The 24,022-nt window shown below is 55.4% G+C and carries 18 protein-coding genes and 1 pseudogene; 8 read left to right on the top strand and 11 right to left on the bottom strand.

What is annotated here, in order from left to right; all coding sequences use genetic code 11:
- The first annotated feature begins 53 nt into the window (after positions 1-53).
- Together TH4_RS14855 and TH4_RS14850 are read left to right on the top strand one after the other, a co-directional pair.
- Positions 54-947, top strand: a complete 894-nt coding sequence (locus tag TH4_RS14855) for a carbohydrate ABC transporter permease (RefSeq protein WP_064781728.1) — start codon at positions 54-56, stop codon at positions 945-947.
- Positions 944-1,792, top strand: a complete 849-nt coding sequence (locus tag TH4_RS14850) for a carbohydrate ABC transporter permease (protein ID WP_064781727.1) — start codon at positions 944-946, stop codon at positions 1,790-1,792. Before TH4_RS14855 ends, TH4_RS14850 begins: the two co-directional genes overlap by 4 nt.
- Before the next feature lie 17 nt (positions 1,793-1,809).
- On the opposite strand, the gene TH4_RS14845 is transcribed toward TH4_RS14850, so the two are convergent.
- Both TH4_RS14845 and TH4_RS14840 read right to left on the bottom strand, forming a co-directional pair.
- Positions 1,810-4,236 carry a YbcC family protein gene (locus TH4_RS14845; protein WP_064781726.1) on the bottom strand — a complete coding sequence of 809 codons (2,427 nt, stop codon included), beginning with the start codon at positions 4,234-4,236 and terminating at the stop codon, positions 1,810-1,812.
- Positions 4,233-5,819, bottom strand: a complete 1,587-nt coding sequence (locus TH4_RS14840) for a proton-conducting transporter transmembrane domain-containing protein (protein WP_083997125.1) — start codon at positions 5,817-5,819, stop codon at positions 4,233-4,235. The genes TH4_RS14845 and TH4_RS14840 overlap by 4 nt, the downstream gene beginning before the upstream one ends.
- Before the next feature lie 102 nt (positions 5,820-5,921).
- Between TH4_RS14840 and TH4_RS14835 the strand changes: the two genes are divergently transcribed.
- Positions 5,922-6,785: a LysR family transcriptional regulator gene (locus TH4_RS14835; protein ID WP_064781725.1), complete on the top strand. Its 864-nt coding sequence runs from the start codon at positions 5,922-5,924 to the stop codon at positions 6,783-6,785.
- Between the two features lie 23 nt (positions 6,786-6,808).
- On the opposite strand, the gene TH4_RS14830 is transcribed toward TH4_RS14835, so the two are convergent.
- Positions 6,809-7,720 carry a LysR family transcriptional regulator gene (locus TH4_RS14830; protein WP_064781724.1) on the bottom strand — a complete coding sequence of 304 codons (912 nt, stop codon included), beginning with the start codon at positions 7,718-7,720 and terminating at the stop codon, positions 6,809-6,811.
- Positions 7,721-7,935: 215 nt separating this feature from the next.
- Between TH4_RS14830 and TH4_RS14825 the strand changes: the two genes are divergently transcribed.
- The 3 genes from TH4_RS14825 to TH4_RS14815 all read left to right on the top strand — a co-directional run bounded on the left by TH4_RS14825 (position 7,936) and on the right by TH4_RS14815 (position 12,125).
- Positions 7,936-9,600, top strand: coding sequence for a GMC family oxidoreductase (locus TH4_RS14825; protein ID WP_064781870.1), 1,665 nt, complete (start codon positions 7,936-7,938; stop codon positions 9,598-9,600).
- Between the two features lie 151 nt (positions 9,601-9,751).
- On the top strand, positions 9,752-10,729 hold the full coding sequence (locus TH4_RS14820; RefSeq protein ID WP_064781723.1) for an EamA family transporter: 978 nt from the start codon (positions 9,752-9,754) through the stop codon (positions 10,727-10,729).
- 325 nt (positions 10,730-11,054) lie between these two features.
- Complete coding sequence (locus tag TH4_RS14815; protein WP_064781722.1) at positions 11,055-12,125, top strand: cytochrome-c peroxidase; 1,071 nt, start codon at positions 11,055-11,057, stop codon at positions 12,123-12,125.
- A gap of 77 nt (positions 12,126-12,202) precedes the next feature.
- Here TH4_RS14815 and TH4_RS14810 read toward each other — a convergent pair whose 3' ends face one another.
- The 6 genes from TH4_RS14810 to TH4_RS14785 all read right to left on the bottom strand — a co-directional run bounded on the left by TH4_RS14810 (position 12,203) and on the right by TH4_RS14785 (position 20,653).
- Positions 12,203-13,993, bottom strand: a complete 1,791-nt coding sequence (locus tag TH4_RS14810; RefSeq protein WP_157097763.1) for an autotransporter outer membrane beta-barrel domain-containing protein — start codon at positions 13,991-13,993, stop codon at positions 12,203-12,205.
- Between the two features lie 121 nt (positions 13,994-14,114).
- Positions 14,115-14,876, bottom strand: coding sequence for a transporter (locus tag TH4_RS14805; protein WP_245227915.1), 762 nt, complete (start codon positions 14,874-14,876; stop codon positions 14,115-14,117).
- A gap of 178 nt (positions 14,877-15,054) precedes the next feature.
- Positions 15,055-16,065, bottom strand: a complete 1,011-nt coding sequence (locus TH4_RS14800; RefSeq protein WP_083997124.1) for a formylglycine-generating enzyme family protein — start codon at positions 16,063-16,065, stop codon at positions 15,055-15,057.
- A gap of 1 nt (position 16,066) precedes the next feature.
- A complete protein-coding gene (locus TH4_RS14795) occupies positions 16,067-17,653 on the bottom strand; it encodes an arylsulfatase (protein ID WP_083997123.1) in 1,587 nt (528 codons plus the stop codon).
- Positions 17,654-17,969: 316 nt separating this feature from the next.
- Positions 17,970-19,550, bottom strand: coding sequence for a DHA2 family efflux MFS transporter permease subunit (locus tag TH4_RS14790; protein ID WP_064781719.1), 1,581 nt, complete (start codon positions 19,548-19,550; stop codon positions 17,970-17,972).
- Complete coding sequence (locus TH4_RS14785) at positions 19,550-20,653, bottom strand: HlyD family secretion protein (protein WP_083997138.1); 1,104 nt, start codon at positions 20,651-20,653, stop codon at positions 19,550-19,552. Before TH4_RS14785 ends, TH4_RS14790 begins: the two co-directional genes overlap by 1 nt.
- Positions 20,654-20,746: 93 nt before the next feature.
- Here TH4_RS14785 and TH4_RS14780 point away from each other — a divergent pair, with 93 nt between their 5' ends.
- Positions 20,747-21,388: a TetR/AcrR family transcriptional regulator gene (locus TH4_RS14780; RefSeq protein WP_064781717.1), complete on the top strand. Its 642-nt coding sequence runs from the start codon at positions 20,747-20,749 to the stop codon at positions 21,386-21,388.
- Positions 21,389-21,470: 82 nt separating this feature from the next.
- On the opposite strand, the gene TH4_RS20785 is transcribed toward TH4_RS14780, so the two are convergent.
- Positions 21,471-21,644, bottom strand: coding sequence for a hypothetical protein (locus tag TH4_RS20785; RefSeq protein ID WP_167351223.1), 174 nt, complete (start codon positions 21,642-21,644; stop codon positions 21,471-21,473).
- A 419-nt stretch (positions 21,645-22,063) separates the two neighbouring features.
- Between TH4_RS20785 and TH4_RS14775 the strand changes: the two genes are divergently transcribed.
- Positions 22,064-23,278, top strand: coding sequence for an NADP-dependent isocitrate dehydrogenase (locus TH4_RS14775; protein WP_063087614.1), 1,215 nt, complete (start codon positions 22,064-22,066; stop codon positions 23,276-23,278).
- A 196-nt stretch (positions 23,279-23,474) separates the two neighbouring features.
- Here the strand turns inward: TH4_RS14775 and TH4_RS14770 are convergent.
- A pseudogene (locus TH4_RS14770) lies at positions 23,475-24,022 on the bottom strand (hypothetical protein); the annotation flags it as partial.

The raw sequence follows: 24,022 nt of genomic DNA, 5'->3' as shown, positions 1-24,022 counted from the left end.
CACCTTTGTTTGATGACTTTGATTAATTGATTTCTTCGCAGGACGTGCCGACCATGAATGAAATGGCCCGACTTCAAAAACGCAGGCTTGCGCTTTATGGCTGGATGCTGGCCGCACCGGCATTGGCCCTGATGAGCCTGTTTGCCTTTTACCCGGCCATTGCGACCTTCTGGCACAGCCTGTTTAGCCGGGGCACATCACGCCGACCGTCGGTGTTTGCCGGGTTTGAAAATTATGGCGATCTGTTTGCTGATCCGACCTTCTGGACAGTTGCGACCAACAACCTGATTTATGCCGGGGTCACCATCCCGGTTTCGATCATCTTTGCGCTCGTCATGGCGCTTTGGGCCAACGCCCATATCCCGGCACGGTCATTCGTGCGCAGTGCCTATTTCACGCCGACCATTTTGCCGATGATTGCCGCGGCCAATTTGTGGCTGTTTTTCTACACCCCCGATCTTGGGGTGATTGACCAGATTACCGGGTTCTTTGGCGCATCCCCGACCAACTGGCTGGGCCAGCCGGAAACGGCACTGGCATCCGTGATTATCGTGACGATCTGGAAGGAAGCCGGGTTCTTCATGATCTTTTATCTGGCAGCCCTTCAGACCATCCCGCCGGATCTGCGCGAAGCCGCCCGGATCGAGGGTGCTGGTCGCTGGACCTACACACGCCGCGTGTTGTTGCCACTGTTGATGCCGACGACGATCTTTGTCTTCGTCAATGCGATGATCAATTCGGTCAAACTGATCGACCATCTGTTCATCCTGACCAAGGGCGGGCCAAACAATGCCTCCAAACTGATCCTGTACTGGATCTGGGAAATGGCATTTGCCTATTTCGACAGCCCGCATGCGGCCGCTATGACCATTCTTGTGTTGCTGGCCCTTGGCCTTGTTGCCGTCGCGCAGTTCCGACTGGTTGAAAAACGGACCCACTACCGATGAAAACAGATACCGTCTCTGCCAACACTACACTCAAACTGCCTGATCTCGACAAGGTCCTTGATACGCTTGGCGCATGGGTTCTCGCAATCGTCTGGATTTCTCCGCTGCTGTTTGCCGCGTGGGCGGCATTGCAACCATCGGGCACGGCCCTTGGTCTGGATTTCTCCAATCCGCTGACCTTTGAAAACTTTGTTTATGTCTGGGGCGCCGTGCCGTGGGGTGGGTATTTTACCAATACCGTGGTGCTTGTGACGCTGATCCTTGCGGGGCAGCTGGTGCTGTGTACCCTTGCCGGTTTCGCATTTGCCCGGTTTGAGTTCAAGGGCCGTGATACGGTCTTTATCCTGATCCTGTTGCAGCTTTTCATTCTGCCGGAAGTCCTGATTGTCGAAAACTACGCCATCGTGTCCAAGCTGGGTCTGTTTGATACAGCACTTGGCATCGGTCTGCCTTACATGGCCAGTGCGTTTGGCATTTTCCTGTTAAGGCAGGCATTCAAATCCGTACCGATCGAGCTTGAAGAAGCCGCCCGGATCGAAGGATGCAGCTGGATGGGCGTTCTGTGGAAGGTCTATGTACCTGCGGCCAAGCCGGTTTATCTGGCCTATGCGCTGGTATCGATTGCGACGCACTGGAACAACTTCCTGTGGCCGTTGATCGTCACCAACTCGCCAGAAACACGGCCGCTGACGGTGGGCTTATCATTGTTTGGCGCACCGGAAACCGGGGTGGATATCTCGGTGATCAGTGCGGCAACCATCATGACGATTGCGCCGCTTTTAATGGCGTTTCTGATTTTCCAGCGGCAATTCATTCAGGCGTTCCTGCGCGCTGGAATTCGATAGTGTATGGTCCACTCGTCTTAGGCGTCAGCCGACGGGTGGACATCTTCCCAGACCAGATCACCGGTGTACCGACGCGATAGCTTGCCAGCCCCTTCAAATGCCATCAAATGAAGCCAGCCGTTATCAAACAGGGCGCGCACGGTTGGATGCCTTTCCAACACATCAGAAATCGCAGATGTCGGTGCATCAATGCACACGGTTAACCGCACCGGTTCGTGCCCAGCCCCGTCATCGCCAGATACCGATTGCATCGGCAACCCGGTGCGTAATTGCCCACCATTGCCTTCATAAACGCCAATCCCGCCAACAACGTTATGCAGCAGTTTGTTGCCCGAACCATAAAGCTCTGTCGCAACGCTTGATGCGTAATATTGCAGGCTGATCCAGCTTGCCACGACGACCGGTGCCGTCAGGATCAGTTCAAGAACCGCATAATCGTTCTTCTGATCGGCATGGTGATCATAATCATGCAGGAAGCTTTCACTCGAAAGACTGGTCTGCGCACTATAACTACGCGGAGCGGCGATAAAGTATTTACAACCCGCAAGCCCCCATTCCGGGCGGGTTTCCGCCCAGTTCGCAGCCCGTGCCATAACATCGCGTTCGGACTTGGCCCCGGGCAATCGAGCCGTCCGCTCGGCACGTGCAATCATCCCGGCCTTGCCAATAACATCCAAAAGCCGATCAAGCGCCGCGCGATCCATCGGGCGATCAATATCGCCATCATAAAGGGTCACACTGTCGGTTGTGGTATCATGCAAACCGGCAACGAAAACCGTCGCATCGGGAATGCCAATACCGCGATCTGCCAGACCATCGCGCACCGCCTGATCATTAAGCAGATCTGCCAAAAGACGCGCATTCACATCCCCGGCATGCCCACCGCACGCCCCGCAATGAAGCGCACTTTTATGCGGGTTATTGGTGACATTCGCGCCATGACCGGCCAACAAAACCGTTTGTGCAAAACCATGGGTCAGCGACATCGCACGCAGGACCTTTTCGGCAATATCGCATTTCGCCCCATCATCAAGTGCAGTTTGAAACACCGGCTTTGGCGATTTTTCTGCTTTGCCTTTGTCCCCAGTCAGCCCCATCGTGCTTTTCGCCAGTTCCCAGATATAAGTTGGCCCAATCGCATCGACATAGGCAAAGGATGTCAGTGCGGCTGTCTTGACCTGATGCCACGGGCGGACGGCCTTATGAAGAAGCTCGTTAACAAGGCCGCTTGTTTCGGCGTGATCATGGGTGCAGCTTTGCAATCCCGGTGACAGCAGGACCGGCAGGCGGCTTTCGCTAAGCGCTGAGTTGGCTGGACCATGGGCGACCGGCAAACCAAAGAACCCGGCAAAACCAAGGGTCACGATATCGTCTGATACGCTTTCAAGCGCCCGACGAAACACCTCGGAACGGACATCAATGCAAAATGCGGCTTGGATTGATGGTGCCAGATCCTTGCGGTCATTCGCATCCACTGCCCCAAGCTGCTTGGTCAGGTTGCCCTGCAGGGACCGTTCATAGGCGTCTTGCGCAATTTCACGCGCAATATCAAATTCGGATGCACTGATCGGCATTGCATGGTCTGACAAGGCACTCAGCCAATGGACTTCGATTTGGGACTGCAACGCCTGATAAAGGGCGAAATCCCATGACAACCGCACTGCCAAAAGATCAATGATCGTATCATCAGAGCGGCCATCAAGCTCGGCGATCCAGCGCAAATAACGCCCATGCTGCGCCCAGCCATTGATCGATAGCAATGCCTGATGCAATTGGCCATCAAGACCAAGGTTATGCGGATTAAGCACTGCAACCATTTCATCGATTGCCGCCACCGCATCACTTGGCAGATCGCGAACAGTCGCCCGAAAATCGGCCAATCCCAGCAATTGCGCCGTGCGATCATGTTGCGCCCAGAATTGCCAGGACTTCCAAGCGGTTTGTGCCTGAGAAGCCCCCTGCCGAAGTGCGCCGCCACGATCAAAATAGGCCGCAGCCCATCGACCAATGCAATCCTCGATAATCGTTGGCCAGTCGGTGCCCGTTGCCGTCATGGCAATATCGGCAAGGGTTGGCACCTTGCAGGCTGATGCCCGCTCTGCGCGCAGCGCGTCTTCAAGTTCGGCAACACCAACAGGCTTGACGCAATATGGCGCGGCATCCAATGCCTCGCTCAGGGCGTGTTTGGCAATTGCGCCTGACTTGATTTTGCCAAGATACCAGTCACCCGGCTGCAAGGTGTCCGTCCCGATCAGCCTTTGATGCTGGGCTGCGACCTCTGCCAGACGTTTACTGGCCTGTCCGACAAATGGATTAACTGCAACCGTACTTTCAAGCGGCCAAGCCGGGGCGATGTTTTCAATCGCGCGCCCAATCGCATCATCAATCAAGGATGGCACCGCGCCGTCATCTTCAAACGCGATATTGGTCACGGTAACATTCATGATTTTTCTCCACTTAAACTGGCCGGTGTTGCCGGAATGCGCCAGGTGCCAAACACCCGGTCCGTGATCGCATTAAGGTAAAATCCATTGCAAAGATGAACGTAAAATCGCGCCAACCGAGGCGACGGCGCCTGCCCGAACAAAACATGGTTTTGCATCAGACCAAGCAACGCAAAGCTTACGATGACAAGGATGCTCATCGCCCACATGACGATGGGGCTGCCCTGCCAGTCGGGGAACGCATCAAGCCCTGCGTGATGGGCCAATGTGTGAAAACCGAAATAGGTCACGCAGATAATCACGGATGTCAGCGCGCCAATCAGCCAACTTTGCGAAATAGCCCCTTCCTTGCGGACCGAACAGACAAGGTGGAAACTTGCAAAAATCACCACCACGCTGATCGCCATCACCGCGGGCGCACCCCCGTCGCCAAACAGCGCACCGATCCCAACCGAGATTGCGATGGCCAAAACCAGGCTTCCGATAACCGATGCCGTGCCCATGGATTTTTGCGGGCCAAGCTTGCGCAAGGTGTGAAGTTTCTCAATCGTGCTGCCTGACGACAGAAACGCATATGCCTTGTAAAGCGAATGGGCCACGATATGCAGTAAAGCCAAGGCAAACAGACCAAGTCCGCATTGCAGGATCATGAAGCCCATCTGCGAAATGGTCGACCACGCAAGCCTGGTCTTGACAGCCGGTTGGGTAATCATCACCGCGCTGCCAAACAGGGCCGTCACCAAACCGACCATGGCAATGCCAACCATCACATTGGGGGCCACAACCACAAGATCCGATAACCGGATCAACAAAAACCCACCGGCATTGACAATGCCCGCATGCAACAGGGCGGAAACCGGTGTCGGGGTTTCCATCACCTCGACAATCCAGGTATGGGTCGGAAACTGCGCAGATTTCATCATCGCGGCAATCCCGATCAGGCCGACAATCCACGCAACCGAACCATCAAAGCCAATAGCCCGCACAGCTTGGCTGATTTCGGAAATATCGAACGTCCCGAACTGAAGATACGTCAGAAAAATCGCACTGATCAGGGCAGCATCCCCCAACCGCGCAATGACGAATTTCTTGCGCTGGGCCCGCTTGGCGGCCTTGCGGTCGGCATAAAACAGCAACAACCGATGCAGAAGAAAACTGGTGGTCACCCAGAAGATCGCCAGCTGGATCAGGTTGGCCGACTGGACAAAGGCTGTGACACTTGCCAGTGACAGACCAAGATACCCGACAAATTTTCCCTGACCGTCTTCGGCACGAAGATAGCTGATGGAATACGTCAAAATGACCCATGCCAGAAACGCCACAAGGCAGAGCATGGTGACGCTGACAATATCGATCATCAGTTCAAACCGGATCGGACCCACTATCGGCACCACCGCACGCATGTCACCGCCAGTTATCAGAACGACTGCCGTGGCAACCGCACTTGCCAGCCCCGCAAGGGATAGCCCCTTGATCAGGCGTTCATGACCGCGCGACAGGCGTTGGGTACTGCTAAACCCCGTCAAACCGGCCGCCAGCAGGCAGGCAATGGTCAGAACTGGCAAAAAAGATGCGAAAACCAATGGTTATCTCCAATCCGCTCGATTTCCGCAGACAATAGGGTCAAAGCCATGGTAAATTAAAATATATAGATTCTATTTTTTTGTTCTGTTTATGTGAACGATATGGCCGAGCTGAATTATCATCACCTGCGTTATTTCCATGTTGTTGCCCATGAAGGCCACCTGACCCGGGCGGCGGAAAAGCTGCATGTTTCGCAATCGGCGCTTTCCAGTCAGATCAAACAGCTGGAAGAACGTTTGGGGCAGCAATTATTTGAACGCCGTGGACGGTCCCTGATCCTGACCGAGGCCGGCCGCATCGCGCTTGATCATGCGGACGCAATTTTTTCTGCCGGGCGTGAATTGATCAACACGCTGAAACAATCGGGCGTCGCACGCCGGGCTTTGCGGATTGGGGCGATTTCGACATTGTCGCGTAACTTTCAGCTGTCCTTTCTGGCCCCGGTTCTGGGCAACACCGACATTGAACTGATTTTGCGGTCCGGCAGTTCGGCCGAACTTTTGAACGCCCTGACCGCGCATCAACTCGATGTCGTGCTGACCAACCAACCGCCAGATTCCGATGCCCTGTCAGGATTTGTTGTCAAAACGATTGATACCCAGCCGGTCGGCTTGATCGGCACACCAAAGTTATGTACCGCCAATGACAAGCTTGAAGACCTTTTGCGCACTGTGCCGCTGATCTTGCCATCCTCATCGAGCGGCATGCGCATGGGATTTGACGCATTGTGTGACCGTCTTGATATTGTGCCACAAATCGCCGCCGAGATTGACGATATGGCAATGATGCGCCTTTTGGCCCGTGAAGGGGCCGGACTGGCCGTTATTCCGCCGATCGTTGTCAAAGACGAAATTGCCCGTGGTGAGTTGATCGAGGCACAGGTTCTGCCCGACATTGTCGAGACATTCTATGCCGTAACGATGCGTCGACGCTTTCCCAACCCGGCCCTGGCGATGGTGTGTTAAGCCGTCAACACGTAAACAGTATTTCACCAGGTCGCTTCGAGCACCTCAAACAAGGCCGATACCATCGGTAATTCCTTGCGCCGTTCGGTTGTGATCAGGCTCAGGCAGGCCGGGATGGAAACGGTGTTGCACACGGCAAGGCCGAAGGTCTGCTTTTCATGCAGTGCTATGGAATCACGACACAAGCTTAACCCCACGCCGGACCGAACCATTTCCAGCATCGAGGCTTCCTGATCAACACGCGCGACGCAATTTTGCGTGCAGTCATACTGATCAAAAATCCGCTTAAGCAGCCTTGAATGCACCGACGCGTCCGTCGTGCCGATCCATGGGAGCTTTGCCAGTGTCGTCCAGTCGGCATTCGCGACCTCTTTTTCCCAACCGACCGGGGCAATCACCCGATAATTAAAATCGGCAAGCTTGATTGCGTGGATTTCTTCGGACGAAATGGCGGCAATATCAGCATCGACATCCGGCCCGCTCAGATAAAACCCGGCATCGATCTGATTGCGACAGACGCGTGTCAGCATCTCGCCACTGACGCCATGGACCAGTTCGGTTTCGATATCGGGGTAATCAATGCGCATCTGGCTTAGCATCCGGCCAAGACGGATAAATTCCGGATCAACGATGGTTCCGATCCGAAGCTTTCCGCCCACACGCCCGGCACGCTTGCGCGCACTGCGTCGAAACTCGTCCATCGCATCCAGCACAAGCTCGGCCTTCTTGAGCATCGCCTGCCCGTCGGGCGTGATTTGCAGGCCGGTTGATGTCCGCTTGAAAAGCGAAATGCCGGTTTCCTCACCAAGACGCTTGATCTGGTGACTGATCGCCGGTTGCGTCAGGTTCAGCACCGATGCGGCACGCGAAACGCTTCCCTCGCGCGCGACGGTGACAAAGGCCAGCAACATGTTGATGTTCGAAAAACGAGTCATATAAATAACACTAATATTGCTATTTGGATTTTGTCATTAGATTTATGCGAAGCTTGCCCGCTTAATACACATTCGGTGTTCGCACCAAATGAAGACCGCTTGCAGATCAAAAGAACAAGCGGCCATCGGAATTGCCTTTGCAGGCCTTTGGTTGCGCGGCCCTTTGGGCCGACAGCCAAACCGATAGAAACCAACAGGGAAGGCGCGTCACAACGATGACAACCACAGAATACTTCGACTATGTGATCATCGGAGCCGGTTCTGCCGGTAGTCTGCTTGCCAATCGGCTGAGCGCTGATGCCAAGAACAAGGTGCTGCTGCTTGAGGCCGGCAAGGCAGATAACTATGCATGGATCCACATTCCGGTTGGCTATCTTTATTGTATTGGCAATCCGCGCACCGACTGGATGTATCAGACCGAACCGGACAAGGGCCTGAACGGCCGTGTCTTACGCTATCCGCGTGGTAAGGCGCTGGGTGGCTGTTCATCGATTAACGGCATGATCTATATGCGCGGTCAGGCCCGTGACTATGATAACTGGGCCAGGATCACCGGCGAAAAAGCCTGGGACTGGCAGCATTCCCTGGCCGATTTCAAGCGCCATGAAGATCACTACAAGCTTGATGACGGCAACACCCCTGCGACACAAAGCGGCAAACCGTTTTCCGAGATGCATGGTCATGGCGGCGAATGGCGCATTGAAAAACAACGGCTTCGCTGGGACATTCTTGACAGCTTCATCGAGGCCGCCGGTCAAACCGGGATCGAGCCGACCGATGATTTCAACGACGGCGACAATACCGGCATTGGCTATTTTGAAGTCAACCAACGGTCCGGCTGGCGCTGGAACACGTCAAAGGCCTTTATCCGCCCGATCAAGTCGCGCCCGAACCTGACAGTCTGGACCGAGGCACAGGTCGAAAAACTGACCTTTGCGACCAATGCCGATGGCCAAACGGTGTGCACCGGGGCAATCGTCAACAAGGCGGGTACGTCACTTGGCGTTACGGCCAGCAAGGAAGTCGTCCTGTCTGCCGGGGCTGTGAACACGCCGCAAATCCTGCAACTGTCTGGCATTGGTCCGGCAGAACTCCTTAAGCAGCATGGTATTGACGTTGTGCTTGATGCGCCCGGTGTCGGGCAGAACCTGCAAGATCATTTGCAAATTCGGGCGATCTATAAGGTGCATGGGACGCGCACGCTCAACACCCTTGCCAACAGCCTGATCGGCAAGGCGCAGATCGGCCTGCAATATTTACTCAGCCGTTCCGGCCCGATGAGCATGGCCCCCAGCCAATTGGGCGCCTTCACGCGGTCCGATCCATCCCGGCAATATTCAAATCTTGAATATCACGTCCAGCCGCTGAGCCTTGAGGCCTTTGGCGGTGATCTTCATGACTTTCCCGCCGTGACGGTGTCGGTCTGCAACCTGAACCCGACCAGCCGCGGCAGTATTCAGATCAAGTCCGCGGACTTTCGCGACGCGCCGCAAATTGCGCCCAATTACCTTGATACCGATGAAGACCGCAAAGTCGCCGCCGACAGTTTGCGACAGGTCCGCGACATCATGTCGCAACCGGCCATGGCAAAATACCGGCCCGACGAATTCAAACCGGGTGTGCAATATCAAAGCGATGAAGAACTCGCCAAGCTGGCCGGCGATATCGCCACGACCATTTTCCACCCGGTCGGAACCGTCAAGATGGGCCGCAAGGATGACACATCGGCCGTTCTTGACCCGCATCTTCGCCTTAAGGGCGTTGCTGGCCTTCGCGTTGTCGATGCGTCCGTGATGCCCGAAATCACCAGCGGCAACACCAATTCACCGACCCTGATGATTGCCGAAAAGGCCGCTGGATGGATCCTGTCTGACCAATAAGTGCGATCTGCGCGCGGCCTTTTCAAACAACTGAAAACCAGGCTTTTGTTTTCATGAAATAAATTCAGATATTAATACCGAAATTCCTGTCGCGCTTTTTTCGTGTTTGGTGCAACATGGCCGAAGATCATAACTTTTAAAAATTCTTCATATGCCCGTATTGCTCCTGCTTTTTAGCACTACACTCGTCTGGGCCCTGATGTTGGTCAGCAACCGCATTGCGCTGACCAGTTTTGCGGTTGATGCCTATGCCATGACCTGCTGGCAGCTTGTCTTTGGCGGGATGGCACTTGTCCTGATTGCACCGGGGCGCCGCATTCCGTGGCGGCAATTCGCCCTTCCGATCAACTGGGCCTATGGGTTCTTGCGTGTGTTGACCGGGGTCAGTTGGACGGCATCCCTTTTATATATCAGCGCACCTGAAAGCGGTATTCTGTCGCAAACCGGCATGCCGATGGCAGCCCGTGCCGCGACCTTTATCCTTGGGCGCGCACCGGGGCGTTCGGAATGGCTTGGCCATGCGATCCTGATATCCGGTGCCCTGTGGCTGGCCTGGCATTTGCCCGGCGGGTTTGCCAACCCGGCCGTGCTTTTGATGCTGGCATCCGAAGTCACGGCAATTTCGTCCTCGGTTCTGGCGGAACTTCATCCCGACAATCAGGTCAAGGACACCTGGGCGCATCTGCGCTTTACCGGGGTGTTGTTGTTGATCACGGCCTCGGTCTTTTTGATTGCCCCGCCGGTGGTCGAATTCATAAGTCCGGTTGCGATCCCCTATATCTCGACCGATGGGCTGTTTGGCACCGAAACCCTGATTGCCGGACTTTTGATCGGCATTCTGTTCCGCGGGCCGGCAATGGTTTTAACCCTTCGATCCATCAAGATTGCCGGGGTCGAGAAATACATCCTGTCGACAAGCATCCTGCCCTTTGTCCTTTTGGGCCTTGAGATGCTGGCCGCCAAATTCGACCTCACACCGACACCAACTCATGACAGTGTGTTCTGGATCTCTTCCCTTTTGGTGATGATAGGGATTATCCAGATAACAGCTTCAAAACATCGCCACGCCGCAAAGACCAAACGGCTTGCTGCGACGGCAAATACGCCTGCAACCCAAAGCACGACCTGACCAAAGAAGACAAGACCACGATCTCCCTGCAGGATGCATCTCTCCCCTCCATCGGAGAGAACATATGACCTTCCCCGGTCGCTATGTCCCCCGGCATCTTGCGCCTTTCGGTGTCCCCCCGAAAGGCTGAAACGCCCGGGCCTCCCACCCGGGCGTTTTCTTTGGCCCGCACGGATTGCCAAGGCGCATTTGCGAATTCTCATTATTGAAATTCAATTTAAACCATTGATATAAAACGTTATTTAATTAAAAAGTTGATGTATGTCACGGTTTTACAACCCCGTTTTTGGTCTAGTACCCGAACCACCAAAAATGGGAGAGAGAAATGACATCCCGACGCCTGTTTTCCAAAGCCCTTCTGTCCACCGTTGCGGCATGTGCCCTTGGCGGTGCGGCAATCGCGGCAGAACCAGCCGAACTTCGTGAAAGTGCGCTGGACTATTTTGAAGTCATTCCGTCGATGGTTCCCGCCATCGAAGGCAATGCCGTCACCCGTGAAAAGGTCGAACTGGGCAAGATGCTGTTTTTTGAACCGCGTCTGTCGGCCAGTGCAATCATTTCATGCAACACCTGCCACAACCTTGGCATGGGTGGGGATGACAATCTGGAAACCTCCATCGGACATGGCTGGCAGAAAGGCCCGCGCAATGCACCAACCGTTCTGAACGCCGTCTTCAACGAAGCCCAGTTCTGGGATGGTCGCGCCGAAGACCTTAAGGCACAGGCCAAAGGCCCGGTTCAGGCCGGTGTTGAAATGGCCAGCACGCCGGAACGTGTCGTGACCGTGCTAAAATCCATCCCGGAATATGTCGACCATTTCAAAACGGCATTCCCGGGCGAAGATGATCCGGTGACCTTTGACAATATGGCAAAGGCGATCGAGGCATTCGAAGCAACCCTGATCACCCCGGCCTCCCGGTTTGACCAGTTCCTTGAAGGCAACGACACCATCATGACCGAAACCGAGATGACCGGTCTTGAACTGTTCATCGATACCGGATGCGCATCCTGCCACAACGGGGTGAATGTCGGCGGTACGGGTTATTATCCGTTCGGTGTTGTTGAAAAGCCGGGCTCAGAAGTCCTGCCACCGGATGACAAGGGCCGATTTGCAGTCACCCAGACCGCAAGTGATGACTATGTGTTCCGTGCCGGTCCGCTGCGTAACATCGCGCTTACCGCGCCATATTTCCATTCCGGCAAGGTCTGGGATCTGGAACAGGCAGTTGCGATCATGAGCAGTTCACAACTGGGCACCGAGCTGTCTGAGGATGAAGTTAAGGCGATCACCGCCTTCCTTCAAACCCTGACAGGTCAGGAACCGCAGGTCACCTACCCGATCCTGCCGGTCAGCAGCACGGACACGCCAAAACCGGCCGCGATGATTGCCAACTGATATTGCATCCGCGCGCAATATCAAGTTGATCCGGTGCCCGTCACCCCACCTTGGGTGGCGGGCATTTTTTGTTGCCGTCAAAAGGCAAAGGATACCCGTGCCTTTGCCTCCCAGATATCAAGCCCGTTCTGCCCGATACTGAGATACCCGGCCCCGACGTCAAAGGCGATCCGGTCCTCATAGAAAAACCGCATCCCGCCGCGGATGGTGCCGGTCACAGGCGATGTGTCTTCAAGTCGCAGATCACCCGAAAGGATTTTTCCGTCATTGGGTCGATCGAGTGCGATATGCAGCCCAAGCTCGCCATAGGGCATTCCCAAAAGGTCATCGCCAAGATCGACATACCGGCTGGCCTCACCAGACAGTTCCGCCGAACCATAGCCAAAATGATCCGAGCCGATATTGACTGTCACCGGCGTGGTGTTGATCGTACCGCTCAGATCATAGTCCTCGACAAAGGTTTCGGCATAGGAAAGGCCAAAGCGCGGGCGCAAGATCCATTCTTCATAGCGATACTGCCCGTTGATCGCGGCCGCGGCGGAAAGTTGATGGGAAAAGTAATTCCCTTCAAGAACGACAACCTCAAGATCGTTTTGCAACAACATATAGCCAAGCGATCCCTGCACCGCCCAATTCGGGGACAGCCGATGGGCAAAATACGGCCCGACCGAAAAGCCATAGGCCGCGGTTTCCAGCCCGCCGTCATATCCATCAGACCCGCTGGTTTCAAATGATGCGGAAATACCGGCAACCGTATCCTCGGCAATTTCGCGATCAACCCCGAACAGGACCGAACCGCTGTAACCTTCGGTATCAAGATTATGTCGACGATCCTCGGCATAAAATCCGCGCGTTTCCGACCAGAAGTTCCACAAGGGTTCCCGAATGAAATCGCGCCCCGGCGTCAATGGCACGTCCGACTGTTCAAGCAAGGATGCAACCGTAATCCCCTCATAGCCACCCTGACGGACCAAGGTGCAGGGTGCGGTAAAGATCGCGCCGCTTTCATCGAGATACAGATACCCATTCCCTTCAAGGATCGCACAGGTACTGTCCGCAAGATATGCGTCAGGGCGCTTTGAAAGCTGCGCATTGGCAACTGTTTCGGGCACGTTTGGCGATGGCGGGGTGATTGCTGGAACCTCAGGCGTAATCGGTTCCGGGGGCAGCACCCCGATGGGTGGTTTTGTGCCGATGGGAAGTTCCGGGGTGATCCCGGTTGGCGGCAACGTGCCGATTGGGGGTGTGACACCAATCGGGAGCTCCGGCGTAATCAGATCGGGTGGCAGAATGCCGATGGGCGGTTTGACGGCAATCGGGACCTCGGGCGTGATGCCGGTCGGCGGCAGGATACCGATTGGCGGGATCACAGCGATGGGGATTTCCGGTGTGATCGTTTGGGGCGGCAAAATCCCGATCGGGGGCTTGATCGCCACGGGCGGATCAACAACCGTCGGCACCTCGGGTGTCAGAAAATCAGGAAATAGCCGTCCGATCGGCGGCAGGTTCACCCCGCCTTTCTGGTTCTGGTTATCAAGCAGACAGCCCCCACCGCTATTGTCATAAAGATGGTGCGTGCCGCCATTGCCGGTCGATACAACATCCGACAATGTAAGATGCAAACCACGCCGCGCCTGGTTCCAGCTATCCTTGGTTGCCCCTTGTGCGTCAAGGCGAAACGCCCCTGAACTGGTGCCTGACAACCACACTGAATTCGAATTATCGGCTGTTTTCCCGACAAAAATCAGCCCACCATCTGCGGCACAATTGGCAGCCCGCGCCTCCGACAGCGACGCCGTTGCAAATAACGCCCCAACACCCGCAATCGCCCAGTGACCAGCAAACTGGCCAACAACTGACCGTCCCATATCAGCCCCCCCCATCATGGTATCCAAGTTGTACGCGCAGCACCTGTCGGTTTGATCCGACTATTCCCCACAGCATTGATGCTGTTCAAAGCGGTCCCAAACCTGTCTTGATATCCACCGGTTATTTCGGAAACAGGAATGTCAAAATCAGTCGCGCGCCCCACCCGTCGGGCCCCGCATCCGGACTATCGACCCAATAACGTACACCTGCCCCGACACTGATTTTCTGATCGCCGATGCTGGTCAGCTTGGAAACGATGCCATTGACCGGCACCGACCATTGTTCGGCGGTCCAGTTATAGGTGCTTTCGGTATTCAGCGCGAAAGTCCAGGCATTCGGCGTGGTGTAATTGATAAAGGGCTGGAAAAAACTGGCGTTGGTCGCCGAGGCCGCAGACCCTTCGTCCGCGCCCCAGATATGATTGGTCAACATGCCATAGGTCCATGGACCATCGGCAAACAAACCGACCGCCGTTGGCCCGGCACCCCATTGATCAACGCCAAGACTGCTTTCACTGGCTGTCGGCAATAACAATGCCGGACCAACACCCCAGATCAGGCCACTTTCGGTGGGTTTAACCGGCGAGAAGAAGAAGCTTTGAACCGTATCGCCAATACCGGTATCGGTGCCACTATTGCCATTGATATCGTTCTGGTGCACCAACGGCAGAATGGTGCGCGAAATCAGGTTCCAGTCATCATTCAAGCGCATCGGCATGACCGGTTGCACATTGATCAGGTATTTTTCCCCGTCTGCCGATCCATACCCGCTGTCATAATTGCCCTGGAACGGGACGCTGATCAGATTGGCCACCGGATTGGCCAACTGTTTGGCAAGATCGGAATTGTCACTTTGCGCAACCGCCGGGACCTGCATCAGCATGATGCCACCCCCTACTGCACTGGCAAGGACCCGCTGGCGGACGCAAAATTTTAAAAACCTTACGAAAAGCATGGTCTGTTCCTTTCTCAGTTGATGGGGCGCATGTCGCGGCGACAACCGATGCACAGATCAAACAGCATTTTCTGACAACAAAACCGCCGTCAGTCGAAAGGGAGGATCATTGGATATCCCTGACGATGCGAAATCCGATATGGTTGGAACCGATATGCCCCTCGGCCGGTTGTCGGGCTGCCGGGCGATAGCGCAGGCAGAAATTTGGCGCACATAACCATGATCCGCCCTTTACCACCGTCATCGGGCCGGTTGCACTGCTGGCAAAACGTACGGCGAGCTTCATCGGCGGGCCACTTGGGTCCGTCTGGGCAGTGTTTGGATGCCCTGGCACCCACCAATCATTGACATGTTCCCAGACATTTCCGGCCATGTCGTAAAGACCATACCCATTTGCCGCAAATTGCCCGACGGGTGCCGTTCCGTGATAACCATCATCGGCCAGATCGTCCGTCGGGAACTGCCCCTGCCAACTATTGGCTTTCCAGCCCTGGGTGGGGTCATATGTGTCGCCCCAGACATAGGCCTTCCGCGACAAGCCACCGCGCGCGGCAAATTCCCATTCGGCTTCGGTGGCAAGCCTGCCACCCGCCCATTTGGCATAGGCACGTGCATCTTCGATGGACACCTGCGTTACCGGATGATCATCAAGGCCATCGATGTTGCTTTCGGGTCCGGTTGGATGTTGCCAGTTTGCCCCGGCTACATATCGCCACCAGTTTCCGATATCCCCCATATCCACAGCACCTGCGGGTTGGGCAAAAACCATCGATCCGGGTTGAAGCAGTTCTTCGGGCACACCGGGATAGTCCGCCGGATCAAGCGGCTTTTCCACGGACGTCACATATCCGGTTTCTTCGACAAATTCGCGAAACTGCGCATTGGTGATTTCGGTTCGACTGATCGCAAAGGGCGAAACCGTCACCTGATGGATTTCGGTTTCTTCCCGATAGATGCGGTCCTCCCCCATCAGGAAGGTGCCACCCGATAGTTCGACAAACTCAGGCAAGTCTGCCGCACTGGCGGCCGGCGCTGCAAAAAGGCCTGCGACCGCCAAAGACAGGATCGGGAGATCGCCCGGACAAATATATCTCCCAAAGACCGTCAGTCCCTTCATCCTATTGACGTCCCTTGGCAAGGAAATCCTGCACCATGTTCGACATGTCAAACGAGGCCCCGCCCTGCACAGGCGGATATTCACCAAGCGTCTGAAGATGCTGGGTCATCAGCACACTGACAGGCTGCATCAACCACGAAACCTTCTGTGCAAGATGGCCATAGGAATCAATGCTGCTATAGCTTTCAAACGGATCCATCCGCAGATTGAAGATCATCGGGAAGTTCCGCGGCGTCATGTTGTCGTAGTAATCTTCCTTAAGCGCGAAGTGCAGCTTCCACGGCCCGACCCGCACAGCCGTCAGCTGGCTTTCGAAATAATAGAAGATGTGATCACGTGCCGACTGGTCGGTTTCGCCTTGCCAGTACGGCAGGTTGTTCACCCCATCGATATACTGGTTTTTTTCTTCCATCACCCGTTCGGCAGGATCATCAATCCCCGCAGCAACGGCAAGCGATGTGAACATGTCCTGATGGCCCTGAATACCGTTCAGTATCTTGTCTTCAGGCAGTTTACCCGGCCAGCGGATCATGGATGGCACCCGCACACCACCTTCATAGGTGGTCATTTTCTCGCCGCGGAACGGAGTTGTCGCGCCATGCGGCCAGGATGCATGCTCAGGCCCATTATCGGTCGAATACCAGACGATGGTGTTTTCAGCCAAACCCTGCGCATCAAGCCAATCAAGCACACCGCCGATATCGTGATCGTGCTGCAACATGCCGCTGCCGTGATAATCGGCCTCGGATGTATATTCCTCGGCGGCGTAACGCCACTGGTCATTCAGGCGGGTGTAAAGGTGCATGCGGCTGGTATTAAGCCAGACAAAGAACGGCTCATTGGCATCCTTGGCAGCGGTCATGAAATTGATCGCCGCCGGGATGATTTCTGCCCCGTCAAAATCCTTCATCCGTTCCTGGGTGAGTGGACCGGTATCCTGAATGATCTGTTTGCCGACCCGGCCAAAGCGCGGATCGACCGTGCCATTGTCTTCTTCGGTGGCAAAGCTGTGTAACACCCCGCGGGTACCAAAGCGGGCGTCATATTCCTCAAGCGATCCGGCAAACTGCTCGGCAAAGCGTTGATAATCACGCTGCTCGGCTTCTTCCTGCGTATTGAGGTGATAAAGATTGCCAAAGAACTCGTCAAAACCGTGAACGGTTGGCAGATGTTCGTTGCGGTCACCCAGATGGTTCTTGCCGAACTGCCCGGTGCGATAGCCCTCTTCTTTCAGAAGCTCCGCCAGTGTCGGGCTTTCCTTTTGCAGGCCAAGGACCGCGCCCGGCTGGCCAACCGTCGTCATGCCGGACCGGATCGGATATTGTCCGGTGATAAAGGCCGCACGCCCGGCCGTGCAGCTCGGTTGTGCATAGTGGTCGGTAAACCGAATGCCTTCATTGGCGATCCGGTCAATATTGGGGGTCGTGTAACCCATGGTGCCAAGCCCATAGGATGACAAGTTTTGCCAGCCGATGTCATCGCCCCAGATCACAAGGATATTGGGCCTTTCCGCGTCCTGCGCAGATGCTGGAGACCAGATGAAATTCAGGGAAACCGCCGCCACCGCCGCTACCAGAAACGTCTTCATTATCTGCTCCTATCCTTCGCGCTTTCGCAAGCAATGTCGGCAAGAGAATTTCCGGGGAATCCAATCAGGGCACGTCGCCGAAACCCAGGTTGCGCTTAAACCTGTGAGGCTTGCATTGAGATACTGATAGTACCCCATAAAAACTTTGGGTTGAATAACTTGTTTGTGAAATGGGACACACATGCGCATCCCAAAAGGAACCGGCCCCTTCATCGCAGGGGCCGGTAAGGTCGCACGCAAGCATATGCTTGCCGGGGTCGGGGGGAACTGTGTGCGACCTTGTTCTTGTGTCCTTGGCGCGCCTTTTCAATAACCTTTAATGCGCAGCATCCACGCCTGGCTCAGCCCGGGGCGGCTTGGCAAGTGGCAGCAAAAGGAAGGCAATCAGGAAGGCCGCCGCCATCGCCAGATAGACATCGTTGAACGATATGATTGAGGCTTCACGGTTGACGATATTGACGATGAATTTCATTGCTGCGGCATGCGGATCGGCAAGGCCCATCTCGCCAAACCGTGCGGTAAGTGTGGCAAGATAATCCTTGAACGCCGTGCTGGCCGGGTTGATGTGATCGGACAGGATCGAGAAATGATAATCGATCCGCTTATCAAGCAGCGTATTGATCGCCGCCATGCCAATCGCCCCGCCCAGATTACGCATCAGGTTATAAAGCCCGCTGGCGTTTTTGATTTTTTCGGGTGGCAAGGTGCCCAGTGCCAGATTGGTCACCGGCAACATGCAAAACATCAGTGCTGCACCACGCACAACCTGCGGCCAGATCAGCTCGTTAAACGAGACCTCGCTGGTGTTAAAGCCATGCATGGCAAGGCCGGTGGCAAACAACGCAAGCCCGATGCCCAGCACCACGCGCGGCGGATATTTTGCTGTCATCTTCCCGGCAATCGGGGCGGACAGAAACTGGGTAATACCGGTCACCGCCATAACAATCCCGATTTCAAGACTGTCATAGCCCCGAACACGCCCAAGCATCAGCGGCATCAGATAAACACTGCCATAAAGCCCGACACCCAGCGTAAAGCTGAACACGCAGCCCATGGTGAAATTGCGATCGCCAAAGGATTTCAGATCCACAATCGGCTTGTCATAGGTAAACATCCGCCAGAAGAAATAGATCCCGGCTAACGCGCATGTGACGGTGCCATAGATGATCGCAGTTTCGTCAAACCAGTCATCCTTGGGCCCTTCATCAAGGACATATTCAAGGCTGCCCAAAAACACCGCCATCGACAAAAGCCCGCGCAGATCAAATCCCTTAAGCAGGCCGATATCCCCGCGATCCACGCGCAAGGTCATGGCGACAACGGCGGCAATCATCAGTCCGGGGATAACGTTGATCAAAAACAGCCAGTGCCAGGACAGTGACTGGGTCAAAAACCCGCCAAGGGTCGGGCCGATGGTCGGTGCCATGGTCGCAATCAACCCGGTCATCACCGAGGCGGCATTGCGTTTGTCAGGCGGGAAAATGATATAGGTCGTGGCAAACACGGTCGGGATCATCGCCCCGCCCAAAAAGCCCTGCATGGCGCGAAACCAGATCATGCTTTCAATCGACCAGGCAAAGGCGGACGCCACCGACATCACGGTAAAGCCAACTGCAGAAATCACGAACAGCCAGCGCGTTGACATCAGGCGCGACAGGAAGCCCGACAGCGGGATCATCACCACCTCGGCAATCAGATAACTGGTCTGAACCCAGCCGATCTCGTCCGGGCTTGCCGACAATCCCGCCTGAATGTTTTCAAGCGAACTTGCAACAATCTGAATATCAAGGATTGCCAGAAACATGCCAACAACCATCGCCACCCAGCCGACAAACTGGGCGGTTTCCATCGGGCGTGTTTCAGATTGCGGCGCTGTTGTCGGGCTGACGGCTGCCATCAGTTAAGCTCCGAAAGTTCCGCCGTCGGGACGATCCCTTGCGCAAGACCAACACCGGCGATTTCTTCTTCGCCACTGGCATTGCGGGTATCCACATTGACCACCACCGACAGGCCCGGTCGCAATGCCTTGGCCCATTTGCTGTCATCAAGCTCGATCCGAACCGGCACGCGCTGGGTGATTTTGGTGAAGTTGCCAGTCGCATTTTCCGGCGGCAGCAAACTGAATTGCGCACCGGTTGCCGGGGCAAAACTTGCAATATGGCCAACAATCTCGGCATCCGGGAAGGCATCCACCTCGACCGCGACTTTCTGACCCGGCGCCATGTGGCTGATCTGGGTTTCCTTGAAATTGGCCACGATATAGGTGCCGGGCAAAGGCACCAGCACCAAAAGCTGCTCACCCGGCTGGACCAATGCGCCGGTCTGAACCGACCGGTTGCCGACCACGCCATCAAACGGCGCAAAAATCCGGGTATCATCAAGCGCCTGTTGCGCCAGATCACGTGCGGCTTCAGCCTGTTTCACAGCCCTCTCCGCCTCGATCTTCTGGGCGCGTAAAACACCAAGCCGGCCCTTTTCGACGGCCAATGTGGCGTTGGCCGCCGCAACCTCAGCCTGCGCGGTTTGACGATCGGCCTTGGCGTAATCGAATTTCTGGCGGCTGGCAGCACCCTTTTTGACCAGATCGTCGTAACGCTTGAAATCATCGCTGGTGCGTTCCAGCTCGACCCGCGCGATATCAACATTGGCCGCGGCCTGATTGATTGCGGCTTCCTGAAGGGTGATCTGTTCTTCCATCGTACCAACCGCAGACCGGCGTGCCTCAAGGGCCGCCTGAGCCTTGGCCAGTTCAAGGCGGAAGTCCTCATCCCGGATGGTCAGCAGAAGGTCGCCTTTGCGCACCGGCTGGTTTTCGGCCACCCGCAAATCCCCGACATAGCCTGACACCTTGGGCGATACCGCGACCTCATCGGCCTGAAGATACGCATTGTCGGTACTTTCATGGTACTGACCTTCGGTCATCCAATAGAACCCGTAATATCCACCGCCACCAATAATCGCTGCTGCGATCAGGGGCAGAATGATCTTTTTCACACTCATTGCCTGATTTTTCCTTTTGGTATTGATCAGTACCATTTGTCTATTTATGGTACTACTCAGTACCAAACGTCAAGTCCGGAATCGGAATCCCCTGTGCAAGACACCAAGAAGATTGATCCCAGAACCGTAAAACGCCGCGAAGCCATCATCGCAACGGCGCGGGAATTGTTTTGCGAACATGGGCTTGCCGGTACGACGCTCGAAATGATCACGGCCGAGGCCGGTGGATCACGCCGAACGATCTATGAGCTGTTTGGGAATAAGGATGGCGTGTTTGAAGCCGTCATTCGCGATTGCACCGGGCGAATCACATCCGTCATGAGCGACCTTGAAATGTCGGACTTGCCGCTCCGCGCGGCCCTGATCCATTACGGCGAAACGCTGATGACGCTTCTGACCATGCCCGACACCATCCGGTATATGCGCCTGTTTCTGGCCGAGGTGCCCCGCTTCCCGAAACTGGGAAAGGTCTTTTATGAAAGCGGACTGATGACGGGGCGTCGATACATTGCGTCTTATTTCGAACGCCAGATGACGGAGGGTAACTTCCCCAAAGGCAATCCTTGGCAAGCTGCCGTGTTCTTTTCCAGCCTGATCAAGGCGGACTACGATATCCGGCAAATGTCCTATATCGATTGGGAACCGCAGGAAAAAGACCTGCGCAGCCATGTGATTGCAGCGGTCGATATGTTCCTGCGTGGCCACGGGCTAGATCCGGAAAAAATGACTTCCTGATTTAGCCGTTCAAGCCCGCAATCCATGCTGCGACTGGCGCATAACATCCCCTGCCCCGTTTGGCACACCCAGACAAAGCCTGTTACGCAAACAGCGTCAACAGCCGCCAGGCAATCGGTCCCAGCATGGTCAGCACACCGACCCACATCATCGCAACGCCCCAGTTGCGATCACGATTGGTAAAGCCGAAACCAAGCAGGCAAAAGCCGACGACGCAGATGATCAGGACAATGATGTTTTCACTTGCCAAGTTCATGACAGTTCCCCTTTGATGGCGCTCCGGAAATCGGAGTCTCCCCCATCCACCGGCAATACGGTCACAATATCGGCTAACGGATCAATCGGTCATTGATCCGGATCAGAAAAATCAACTCTGCGAGGCCGATAGACAGTTTTTTCGAACTTCTCGTCAAATTCGCCTAAACGATCAGGATTATTGATCTTTTTGGCAACAAAAATCGCCAATTCACCTGATCGAAATGCCCGGATTTCCGGGTTTTGCGGCCCTCATCACATTGTTGTATTCCAGCCCTCTTTGATTTTCTGGTGGCTTCCTGTATGTTGCGGGCTCCCGACGCGGCCAGGGCGCTCCCTCGCGCGCCGGAAGACAGAGATTTAACCATCTTGAATGGCAGCCGCGCTGCATGTCGGCCGCGGCCAGCAAGGGAGTATTCTATGAGCAAGATTAAAGTTAAGAATCCAGTCGTCGAGCTTGACGGCGATGAGATGACTCGCATCATCTGGGACTTCATCAAAAACAAACTGATCCTGCCGTATCTCGACATTGACCTGAAATATTACGATCTTTCGGTTCAGAAACGTGACGAGACCGACGACCAGATCACCATTGATGCAGCAAATGCCATCAAGGAACACCGCGTCGGTGTTAAATGCGCGACCATCACCCCCGATGAGCAGCGCGTTGAAGAATTCGGCCTGAAAAAGATGTGGAAGTCGCCGAACGGCACCATCCGTAACATCATTGGCGGTACCGTTTTCCGTCAGCCGATCATCTGCTCGAACGTTCCGCGTCTGGTTCCGGGTTGGACCCAGCCGATCGTTATCGGCCGTCACGCATTTGGTGACCAGTACCGTGCGACCGACTTCAAGGTTCCGGGCGCAGGTAAACTGACCATCAAGTTCCAGCCGGCAGACGGCGGTGAGCCCATCGAACACGAAGTCTTCGACTTCCCGTCTTCGGGCGTTGCGATGTCGATGTACAACCTTGATGACAGCATCAAGGGCTTCGCACGTGCTTGCATGAACTATGGTCTGTCGCTCGGTTGGCCGGTTTACCTGTCGACCAAGAACACCATCATGAAAGCCTATGACGGCCGCTTCAAGGACCTGTTCGAAGAAGTCTTCCAGGAAGAATTCAAAGACAAGTTCGAAGCAGCTGGCATCACCTACGAACACCGCCTGATCGACGACATGGTTGCATGTGCGATGAAATGGAATGGTGGTTTCGTTTGGGCTTGTAAGAACTATGACGGCGACGTTCAGTCCGACACCGTGGCACAGGGCTTTGGCTCGCTCGGTCTGATGACCTCTGTTCTGATGACCCCGGATGGGCAGACCGTCGAAGCAGAAGCGGCACACGGCACCGTGACCCGTCACTATCGTCAGCACCAGCAGGGCAAAGAAACCTCGACCAACCCGATTGCGTCGATCTTTGCCTGGTCACAGGGCCTTAAGTACCGTGGTGAATTCGACGATACCCCGGAAGTCGTCAAGTTTGCTGAAACCCTTGAGAAAGTCTGCGTCGACACTGTCGAAGCCGGCTTCATGACCAAGGATCTGGCACTGCTGATCGGCCCGAACCAGAAATGGCTGACCACCAACCAGTTCCTCGACAAACTGGACGAAGGTCTGAAAGCTGCAATGGCCTGATCCATCTGATCAAGCGGCAGTTTGCCAATCAGGAAAACCCCTGTCGGGAAATCGGCAGGGGTTTTCTTTTATCAATACTGAAATTCGGACAAAAAGAACCCCGCCGGCGGGGGGCCAGGCGGGGCTGCAAGTTGCTACGGCCCAGGCTCAGGCCGCGGCGGTCAAAGCAGGATCAGCTGCTTTGAACTGGGATGTCTTAAGCAGCAGTGTCACCAGTATCGGCGGAGTCACCGCTATCTGCTCCGTCACCGGTGTCACCACCCGTGTCACCTGTATCTCCGGCGTCACCCGTTTCACCCGTGGTGTCGCCCGTATCTCCAGTATCTCCAGTGTCACCGGTATCTCCGGTATCACCTGTGTCGCCTGTATCACCCGTATCCCCGGTGTCACCGCCGGTATCACCGGTATCCGGCTCGCCATCATCTGGCGTATCACTGTCATCACCTGCGCCTGGCCCGGTCAGTTCTTTCCAGCCCTTGGTAATGATGTCGCGTTCGACATCCGGATCGACATCCGGACCGGTCGGCGCGCCGAACACCCGCTGGATCCCCGGCGGCAAAGCACCAGCAAGCCCCGGTGCATTTGCAATACCCGGCGGCATGCCTTTTTCACCAGTGACACCTTCTCTTGCAGAGGATGCACCACGGCCAACGCCCCCGGCCTGCATACCCAGACCCTTGGCGTTGGAACGCGCGGCTGCACCTTTGCCTTGTGCTTCGGCACCATTACCTTTGCCGCCGCCAT

Source organism: Thalassospira tepidiphila MCCC 1A03514 (assembly GCF_001662875.1).
In the GTDB taxonomy this organism is placed as follows: domain Bacteria; phylum Pseudomonadota; class Alphaproteobacteria; order Rhodospirillales; family Thalassospiraceae; genus Thalassospira; species Thalassospira tepidiphila.
This window is presented reverse-complemented; position numbering and strand designations above follow the sequence as displayed.

What these genes read in the sequence shown, in the direction of transcription:
- TH4_RS14855 (WP_064781728.1), top strand. Translation starts at nt 54, where the DNA reads ATGAATGAAATGGCCCGACTTCAAAAACGCAGGCTTGCGCTTTATGGC.
- TH4_RS14850 (WP_064781727.1), top strand. Translation starts at nt 944, where the DNA reads ATGAAAACAGATACCGTCTCTGCCAACACTACACTCAAACTGCCTGAT.
- TH4_RS14845 (WP_064781726.1), bottom strand. Translation starts at nt 4,236, where the DNA reads ATGAATGTTACCGTGACCAATATCGCGTTTGAAGATGACGGCGCGGTG.
- TH4_RS14835 (WP_064781725.1), top strand. Translation starts at nt 5,922, where the DNA reads ATGGCCGAGCTGAATTATCATCACCTGCGTTATTTCCATGTTGTTGCC.
- TH4_RS14830 (WP_064781724.1), bottom strand. Translation starts at nt 7,720, where the DNA reads ATGACTCGTTTTTCGAACATCAACATGTTGCTGGCCTTTGTCACCGTC.
- TH4_RS14825 (WP_064781870.1), top strand. Translation starts at nt 7,936, where the DNA reads ATGACAACCACAGAATACTTCGACTATGTGATCATCGGAGCCGGTTCT.
- TH4_RS14820 (WP_064781723.1), top strand. Translation starts at nt 9,752, where the DNA reads ATGCCCGTATTGCTCCTGCTTTTTAGCACTACACTCGTCTGGGCCCTG.
- TH4_RS14815 (WP_064781722.1), top strand. Translation starts at nt 11,055, where the DNA reads ATGACATCCCGACGCCTGTTTTCCAAAGCCCTTCTGTCCACCGTTGCG.
- TH4_RS14810 (WP_157097763.1), bottom strand. Translation starts at nt 13,993, where the DNA reads ATGGGACGGTCAGTTGTTGGCCAGTTTGCTGGTCACTGGGCGATTGCG.
- TH4_RS14805 (WP_245227915.1), bottom strand. Translation starts at nt 14,876, where the DNA reads ATGCTGATGCAGGTCCCGGCGGTTGCGCAAAGTGACAATTCCGATCTT.
- TH4_RS14800 (WP_083997124.1), bottom strand. Translation starts at nt 16,065, where the DNA reads ATGAAGGGACTGACGGTCTTTGGGAGATATATTTGTCCGGGCGATCTC.
- TH4_RS14795 (WP_083997123.1), bottom strand. Translation starts at nt 17,653, where the DNA reads ATGAAGACGTTTCTGGTAGCGGCGGTGGCGGCGGTTTCCCTGAATTTC.
- TH4_RS14790 (WP_064781719.1), bottom strand. Translation starts at nt 19,550, where the DNA reads ATGGCAGCCGTCAGCCCGACAACAGCGCCGCAATCTGAAACACGCCCG.
- TH4_RS14785 (WP_083997138.1), bottom strand. Translation starts at nt 20,653, where the DNA reads ATGAGTGTGAAAAAGATCATTCTGCCCCTGATCGCAGCAGCGATTATT.
- TH4_RS20785 (WP_167351223.1), bottom strand. Translation starts at nt 21,644, where the DNA reads ATGAACTTGGCAAGTGAAAACATCATTGTCCTGATCATCTGCGTCGTC.
- TH4_RS14775 (WP_063087614.1), top strand. Translation starts at nt 22,064, where the DNA reads ATGAGCAAGATTAAAGTTAAGAATCCAGTCGTCGAGCTTGACGGCGAT.